The 7,393-nt window shown below is 52.1% G+C and carries 8 protein-coding genes and 3 tRNA genes; 6 read left to right on the top strand and 5 right to left on the bottom strand.

Going from position 1 to position 7,393, the window contains the following annotated elements; translation table 11 throughout:
* Position 1 precedes the first annotated feature (1 nt).
* The 4 genes from WAO31_RS07000 to WAO31_RS06985 all read right to left on the bottom strand — a co-directional run bounded on the left by WAO31_RS07000 (position 2) and on the right by WAO31_RS06985 (position 1,638).
* Positions 2–73, bottom strand: a tRNA-Val gene (locus WAO31_RS07000).
* A gap of 16 nt (positions 74–89) precedes the next feature.
* Positions 90–160 (bottom strand) — tRNA-Cys (locus WAO31_RS06995).
* A 24-nt stretch (positions 161–184) separates the two neighbouring features.
* Positions 185–256 (bottom strand) — tRNA-Gly (locus WAO31_RS06990).
* 128 nt (positions 257–384) lie between these two features.
* On the bottom strand, positions 385–1,638 hold the full coding sequence (locus WAO31_RS06985) for an ammonium transporter (RefSeq protein WP_509591874.1): 1,254 nt from the start codon (positions 1,636–1,638) through the stop codon (positions 385–387).
* A 156-nt stretch (positions 1,639–1,794) separates the two neighbouring features.
* Here WAO31_RS06985 and WAO31_RS06980 point away from each other — a divergent pair, with 156 nt between their 5' ends.
* Positions 1,795–2,961 carry a Na+/H+ antiporter NhaA gene (locus tag WAO31_RS06980; protein WP_509591872.1) on the top strand — a complete coding sequence of 389 codons (1,167 nt, stop codon included), beginning with the start codon at positions 1,795–1,797 and terminating at the stop codon, positions 2,959–2,961.
* Here the strand turns inward: WAO31_RS06980 and zapE are convergent.
* Positions 2,924–3,946 (bottom strand): cell division protein ZapE, encoded by a 1,023-nt coding sequence (gene zapE / locus WAO31_RS06975; RefSeq protein ID WP_509591870.1) that lies wholly within the window; start codon positions 3,944–3,946, stop codon positions 2,924–2,926. The genes WAO31_RS06980 and zapE overlap by 38 nt on opposite strands.
* 49 nt (positions 3,947–3,995) lie before the next feature.
* On the opposite strand from zapE, the gene WAO31_RS06970 reads away from it, so the two are divergent.
* The 5 genes from WAO31_RS06970 to WAO31_RS06950 form a co-directional block, all read left to right on the top strand.
* Positions 3,996–4,898, top strand: coding sequence for a sulfurtransferase (locus WAO31_RS06970; protein WP_509591868.1), 903 nt, complete (start codon positions 3,996–3,998; stop codon positions 4,896–4,898).
* Complete coding sequence (locus tag WAO31_RS06965) at positions 4,899–5,330, top strand: SufE family protein (protein ID WP_509591866.1); 432 nt, start codon at positions 4,899–4,901, stop codon at positions 5,328–5,330. It begins immediately after the preceding gene.
* Positions 5,327–5,983 carry a dihydrofolate reductase family protein gene (locus tag WAO31_RS06960; RefSeq protein ID WP_509591864.1) on the top strand — a complete coding sequence of 219 codons (657 nt, stop codon included), beginning with the start codon at positions 5,327–5,329 and terminating at the stop codon, positions 5,981–5,983. The genes WAO31_RS06965 and WAO31_RS06960 overlap by 4 nt, the downstream gene beginning before the upstream one ends.
* Before the next feature lie 48 nt (positions 5,984–6,031).
* Entirely contained in the window at positions 6,032–6,601 is a 570-nt protein-coding gene (locus WAO31_RS06955) for a DUF3000 domain-containing protein (RefSeq protein WP_509591862.1), read from the top strand.
* Positions 6,602–7,393: ribonuclease D (locus WAO31_RS06950; RefSeq protein ID WP_509591860.1), on the top strand; the 792-nt coding region annotated here is incomplete at its 3' end.

Here is a 7,393-nt window from a genome sequence, read left to right as displayed (position 1 = left end):
GTGGGCGATACTGGGTTCGAACCAGTGACCTCTTCCGTGTCAGGGAAGCGCGCTACCACTGCGCCAATCGCCCATTGCCTATTGCTCGGAGGTGAAGACGGGATTCGAACCCGTGTAGACGGCTTTGCAGGCCGCTGCCTAGCCTCTCGGCCACTCCACCGATGCGTGGCTTCTGGCCACCGCGAGCGGATGACGAGATTCGAACTCGCGACCCTCACCTTGGCAAGGTGATGCTCTACCACTGAGCCACATCCGCTTTGCAACCAAAGGCTGCTTCGCTACTCTAACCCAAATCCCTGCGCCCTGCCAAACATCCACATCATCCAGGGGCAAGAAAACAGGGGGTCCGATACTGGACCCCCTGTTTTGATGAAACCAGTTCTATTACTTGACTTGAGCGAAGGAGTAGGCCTCTTCACCGTGAACTACGGTGTCGATACCCGCGATCTCATCTTCTGCCTTGACTCTAAAGCCCATGGTCTTCTCGATAGCGAAGCCGATAAGCAGAGCCATTACGAAGCTGTAAATCAGCACCGCGCCTGCTCCGATGATCTGAGCCCAGAGCTGATCGAAGCCGTAGCCGAATAGGAAACCAACTTCGGATCCAAACACACCAATTGCCACGGTTCCGATGATTCCACCTACCAAGTGGATACCCACCACGTCTAGCGAGTCATCGAACCCGAAGCTGAACTTCATGTCGATTGCAAGTGCGCAAAGGACTCCAGAAATCAGACCAAGGACAATTGCCCATACAGGCTCAACAGATGCAACCGCTGGGGTAATTGCCACCAGGCCTGCGATAACACCGGAGGCGGCTCCGATCGACGTTCCCTTGCCGTGACGAATCTTTTCAACAATGATCCAACCGAGCATTGCCGCAGCTGGAGCAGCGATTGTGTTAACGACCGCTAGAGCGGCAACGCCATCGGCAGCCAGTTGGCTACCGGCGTTGAATCCAAACCAACCGAACCAAAGGAGCGCAGCTCCGATCAAGGTAAGCGGTACGTTGTGTGGTTGCATGATTCCCTTTGAGAATCCAAAACGCTTACCCAGGACAATTGCCAAAGCTAGGGCTGCTGCTCCCGCGTTGATGTGAACCGCGGTTCCACCTGCGAAGTCAATTGCGCCAAGCTTGTCGACAATCCATCCGCCATCCACCTCAGGGGTGAAGTTGAAGACCCATCCGGCCACAGGGAAGTAGACCAAAGTTGCCCAAACCCCGGCAAATACCATCCAGGCACCAAACTTGGCTCGGTCGGCAATAGCACCCGAGATTAGTGCAACTGTGATGATTGCAAAAGTAGCCTGGAAGGCAACAAATGCCATCTCTGGGAAAGCCCCAGCAGGTGCGGCAGCGTCAGCAACCTGGGCCGCAAGGCCGAGAGCGGCTGTGTCGATTCCTATGATGTGCGGAATTCCGATCCAACCGACATCACCGACATCCGCGAAAGTGATGGCGTAGCCATATAGAACCCATAGCACTGCAATGAGAGCCAAAGATCCAAACGAAAGCATCATCATGCTTACGACCGATTTGGCTTTCACGAGGCCACCGTAGAAGAAAGCCAGTCCTGGTGTCATTAGCAGTACCAGAGCGGCTGAGAAGAGCACGAAGGCGGTATTTCCCTGATCCATTCGAGTTCCTTTCGTTAGTTGACCACACCGCTTTGGTGCTTGCATGCAACATTGGTCTAAGAGTGTTTCCCGAGAGCTCTTTCCGCGTTTCCAAAATGTTTCGTAACGGACTAGAAAGTGAAATGTTTGTTTCGAATTTCAGAGTATTTTAGAACTATGAAATCTGAGAGAAATGCTGCTGTAGTCATGCTCGGAGCGGCCATGATGGGCCTGCTCATCGCAAACTCCCCCTTCGGTGGGCCGTTGTTGTCCACAATCGCGTTCAAACTAAACCTGGAATGGATAGACATAAGCATCACAGTGGGTCACGTGGTCTCAGACCTGTTCTTGGCGGTCTTCTTCTTCGTTGCGGGACTCGAGCTAAAGTACGAACTCACCCTCGGTACCCTCTCCTCTCTCAAACGTGCCCTCGTGCCGGTGATAGCCGCCGTAGCCGGAGTTGTGGTGCCCTCGGCAATATATGCCTACCTAAACTGGGGAACTGATGCTCTTGTTGGGTGGCCAATTCCAGCTGCCACCGACATCGCTTTTGTGCTTGGAATTCTTGCGATCTTTGGACGTGGAATGCCTAAAGAAGCGAGAATCTTCTTACTGGCCCTAGCAATCTTCGACGATTTGGTGGCAATCTCCATCATCGCAATCTTCTACACAACCAAAGCTGAGCCTGTTTGGTTGATAGCAACCGTTGCTATCGCAATCGCTTTCCGTTTCGCAGAAGTAAAGAGGAATAAGCACAAGTGGCTAATAAGACTTTCCTTTGGACTCGCTCTTTGGTACACGGTGTACCAGTCTGGCGTGCACGCAACTGTGGCTGGTGTGCTCCTAGGTATTTTGATACCCGCAACCCGAGTTCATGGAGTTGTCGCAAAAATACAACCCGCAACAAACTTCATTGTCCTTCCGATTTTCGCATTCACCGCTGTTGCAGTCGTAATCCCGGCTACCTCCGGAGACGTAAGTCAAGTCTTTAGCGGAATCTTCTACGGACTGGCTGTTGGCAAAGTTGTTGGAATATCTCTTGCGGCCGTTATTGCCAATAGGTTATTGAAGCCAAAGGATCGACTGCCCCTTGGATTTTTGGATTTTCTTCCTCTTGGTTTCTTGGCCGGTGTCGGCTTCACGGTATCGCTTCTAATTGCTCATCTGGCATTTCTTGATAACCCGGAGCTCTACGCTCAGTCGGTACTCGGAGTACTACTTGGATCGATGGTTGCTATGGGTGCCGGCGGAGCACTGCTCTGGCTTCGCGCACAGTGGTACCTAAGAACTGCAAAAGAAGAAAAGGCTAAAAAGAAGAAGTCAAAGAGCCGATCCTCGAAATAGCACGCAGGTACTTTTTCTTATATCCACCCGACAAGTACTCAGATGAGAATACTTCGGTTAATCCAACCCCGGTTGAGGCAATCGGGGTTTGAGACTCATAGAGCCTGTCAACGAATGAAACAAGTCTCAGGGCTGCAGATTGATCGGTTAGCTCGTGTGCGTCCTTAAGAACTAGTGCATCAATACCATCAATAAGCTTCAGGAACTTAGAGGGATGGACTTTTGCAAGGTGGGCCAACAGCTGACTGAAATCATCTACGGCAATGTTGTTTCCGGCGTTTACTTTTTGCTCTAAAGCACTTGAGAGTTCGGCTTGCTCTAGAGGTTTGGCATGTCCATCGATTGGGCGATGCCGGTAATCCTCTCCGTCAACGCTAACGATCAGAAAGCGATCCGACATCGCGGAAATTTCTCGAGCAAAATCCTTGGCTGCAAATCTTCCCTGCCCTAAAGCATTTGGCGGAGTGTTTGAAGTTGCTGCAAAGCGAATCCCCTTGGCTCCGAGTTCGCTTAAGAGCCTTGACATAAGCATGGTGTCGCCAGGGTCATCGAGCTCGAACTCGTCGATGCACAAAAGCTCGAATCCAGAGAGTTGCTTTAGGGCATCGGCAAAGCCAAGCAGTCCAATCAAGCTGGTGTAGGCGAGGAAACTTCCAAAGGCCTTTGGACCCTTGTACTCGTGCCAAATAGCAGCCAGTAAGTGAGTCTTGCCAACACCGAAGCCACCGTCTAGGTAAATGCCCGCAACCGACCGTGTTTTTGAGCGTGAAAACATGCTTTTTATCACTGATGGTTTTACGAATTCCTTCGCAGCCAGCACCGCCTGTGCTTGGGAGGGGTGATCCGGATTTGGGAGGTAGTTCTCGAACCTAGCTTTGGTAAACTCTCTAGGAGGAACCAGTTGACTTAGCACCTCATCCAGACTCGGATTCGGTTGAATTTCAACCAGGGAACAAATGGCCCCTGAATTGGTTGACAATGACACCGCCCCTTGTGTGGACCCGAATAGGTCAACAGTCTATAAGGAGATAACTTTGCCAATCGACATCGACCCAAGCCAAAAATTCGCTTCCTACGCAGACCCAAGGGCTCTGGTGAGCACTCAATGGCTTGTCGAAAATTTAGGTCGAGATGGTCTGGTGGTTGTGGAGTCCGATGAAGATGTTTTGCTTTATCAAACCGGGCACATCCCAACCGCTAGAAAAATTGACTGGCACACCGATCTAAACGACGTGGCCACCCGCGACTACATCGACGGCGAAGGATTTGCCAAGGTAATGTCGCGACTTGGAATCAATCGCGACGACACAATCGTTCTGTATGGAGATAAGAGCAACTGGTGGGCGGCCTATGCCCTGTGGGTATTCAAGCTTTTCGGCCATGAGGATGTCCGCCTCCTCGATGGCGGACGTGACAAGTGGACCACCGAAGGCCGGGAACTAACAAAGGATGTTGAGACAGTGGCTTCCACGAGCTATCCAGTTATCGAGCGCGATGACTCAGGCTTCAGGGCCTTCCGAGATGATGTCTTTGCCCACTTTGGAAAGCCAATGATCGATGTGCGCTCCCCCGAGGAGTACGCAGGGGAAAGACTGACCGCGCCGGGCTATGCCGACGAGGGGGCGTCCCGTGCCGGACACATCCCCACGGCAGCATCAGTTCCATGGTCTAAAGCTTGCAACGAAGACCAGAGCTTTAAGGAGCGAGCAGGACTCGAGGAAATTTATCTGGAGGGAGCGGGGCTTGCCGGTCACTCCGATGTCATCGCCTATTGCCGAATTGGTGAGCGTTCCTCACACACCTGGTTTGTTCTGAAGTATCTACTTGGAATCGAGAAGGTAAGAAACTACGACGGTTCTTGGAGTGAGTGGGGCTCTTTAGTAAAGGCTCCCATAGCTCTTGGAGTAGAGCCGGGCCCAGTCCCACAGATGGCGTAAATGACAACGCTTGAAACAGCTGATCAGCTAATAAAGGACTTTGAGGTTCTTCGCGACTCCGAGCGACTTGATTTACTTCTCGAGTTCTCTGAGGCTCTGCCTCCACTACCTCCAAGGTATGCTGACCACCCCGAGCTTTTAGAGCGCGTCGAAGAATGTCAGTCGCCGATTTTCCTCTTTGTCGAAATTGATTCCGATGGTCTAACCAGACTTTTTTTTAGCGCTCCCGCTGAATCACCAACCACGAGGGGTTTCGCAAGTCTGCTGTTTAGTGTCATCGACGGGCTACCCGTGTCGGAAGCTCTAGATTTTGATTTGGATTTTCCCTTCAAGCTATCTCTTTCCGGTGCTGTTTCAGCTCTAAGGCTAAGAGGAATGCTTGGAATTCTCTCCCGCATTAAAAGGCAGCTAAGGGAAAAATCAGCCTTATGATTTCACCGGCCTATGGCCTAGCCCTTGAAGCAAACGCTACAGACGCTCCGGCTTTAGCTGAGTGCTACGGACCGTGGGAGGGCATTTGCTCAAACCACGTCATCACTTCTTCTGGCAAGTTCGCCGGTCCCGACGGCTCCTCTAGGTCAATTTCTTCGGAAGCCGATAGGGAGCTGCTGATTGCACTGCGCGCGCATGCTGATGTGATTGTCGTGGACGCCGCCACGGCCAGGCGTGAGAGATACCGACTCCCATCTTCTGGAGCAAGGCTGGTCGTATTTTCAAGCAGTGGAGTCTTAGCAGGTATCCCCGCTATTCAGGAAACCAGTGACAGCTGTTTCCTGTTCAGCCCAAACCGGCCAATGGATTTTCCCGAACGCCAGTACGTGCCGATTCGGAACCCGGAAAATCCCCTTCAGGACCTTTCCCAGTGGGCAATAAGAGAATCGCTACCGGCGCTTCTGCTCGAGGCCGGACCGACACTTTCGAAATCCGCTTTCAATAACAAACTAGTCAGCTTTTCTGCTCTGACTATTTCCGAACAAAATCAAGACCTTGATGCCCTCGCAAAGTCGCACCCGTTTGACGATTCGGCATTACTGGTCTCGGTGGCGCACTCAAACCAGGCCACCTTCACATACTGGACCCATTAGCGGCGTGGCAGAACCGCTAGCTGGTTGACCAATCGTAGTCTTGAGCAAATGCTTGAGATTTCAGACAAAACCGATACGACCGCCGACTTTCAGCTGGCAGTCATGTCTTTGCGCCAGGCCACCATTAGAGACGGCGTAAACATTACCGAGATTCCTTCCCCGGACAAGATTGCTAAGTACTCCGTGGCTCTGGCTGCCAACATCGGAGTAGACGCCCACGACAGTCGGTCAGATCAAGGAACGGGAAGATTTGTTCTTCTTAATTCGGATGAAGTTCAAGAGGGGTGGGGTGGCAATTTTCGAATCATCTGCTTCGCAAAATCTCCCCTAGAAACCGACATCGGGCAAGATGAGTTGATCACCGACGTCTGCTGGGCTTGGTTAGAAGATTCACTGAGAAAGCGTGGGGCTGGCTACACCTCGGAGGCTGGCACCATAACCAGAATTATTTCCCAAGGCTACGGATCAATCTCTGGACACAGCGACCACGCGGAGCTTGAACTAAGAGCCTCCTGGTCCCCTACTGATTCTAATTTTGCTTCTCACCTCGAGGCTTGGCAGGATTTGCTTTGCATGATGTCGGGTTTGCCTCCCGAGTCCGGAATAAGCAGGATCTAATTGTCTGAGGCACCCACAAAACAGGAGCTTCCAGAACTTCCGCTACTTCAATCTCCCAGAGCAAAAGTCCATTATATTTCGGATCTAAAACAACTGGAAGACGCGGTTCGAGACCTCACCTCGTCAAAAGGTGCTGTGGCAATAGATGCCGAGAGGGCTTCTGGATTTAAATATTCGCAGAGGGCTTATCTTGTGCAGCTTCGGGCAATCAACACCGACATTTTTCTCATCGACCCGGTATCCGTTCCTGGGATTCTCGAGACTAAGCCTTATCGAGAACTAAGCCAAGCTCTCAAAGATCGCGAGTGGATTCTTCATGCTGCGACCCAAGATCTGGCGTGCCTGGATGAGATTGGCCTCAAGCCCGGAGCAATATTTGACACTGAGCTAGCCGCAAGATTAGCCGGACAACCCAGGGTCGGACTTGGAGCCCTTACCGAGAATCTGCTCAGCTACCGGCTTGCCAAGGAGCACTCGGCGGCTGACTGGAGCACAAGACCACTGCCAGAGAGCTGGTTGAACTATGCGGCTCTGGATGTTGACGTTCTTCACGAGTTAGCCGAAGCTGTTGGCTCCCTTCTGCAAGAGCAAGGAAAAACGAGCTGGGCTGATGAGGAGTTTAGGTCGCTACTGAGTTTCAAACCCAGACCTCAGCGCCCTGATCGGTGGCGCGCAATCACCGGCCTTCACAAGGTAGCTGATCGACAATCGCTCGAAATGGCTAGAAGACTCTGGCTTGCCCGGGAAGAGCGTGCTCAAAAGATGGATGTTTCCCCCGGAAGTCTAATCCCA

Origin of the sequence: Rhodoluna sp. (assembly GCF_049276775.1) — a bacterium.
Classification (GTDB): domain Bacteria; phylum Actinomycetota; class Actinomycetes; order Actinomycetales; family Microbacteriaceae; genus Rhodoluna.
Note: the sequence above shows the minus strand (reverse complement) of the source record. Positions and strands in the feature narration are given on the sequence as shown.

Coding starts and splice junctions, on each gene's coding strand:
- WAO31_RS06985 (WP_509591874.1), bottom strand. CDS start 1,638: ATGGATCAGGGAAATACCGCCTTCGTGCTCTTCTCAGCCGCTCTGGTA.
- WAO31_RS06980 (WP_509591872.1), top strand. CDS start 1,795: ATGAAATCTGAGAGAAATGCTGCTGTAGTCATGCTCGGAGCGGCCATG.
- WAO31_RS06960 (WP_509591864.1), top strand. CDS start 5,327: ATGATTTCACCGGCCTATGGCCTAGCCCTTGAAGCAAACGCTACAGAC.
- WAO31_RS06965 (WP_509591866.1), top strand. CDS start 4,899: ATGACAACGCTTGAAACAGCTGATCAGCTAATAAAGGACTTTGAGGTT.
- WAO31_RS06955 (WP_509591862.1), top strand. CDS start 6,032: ATGCTTGAGATTTCAGACAAAACCGATACGACCGCCGACTTTCAGCTG.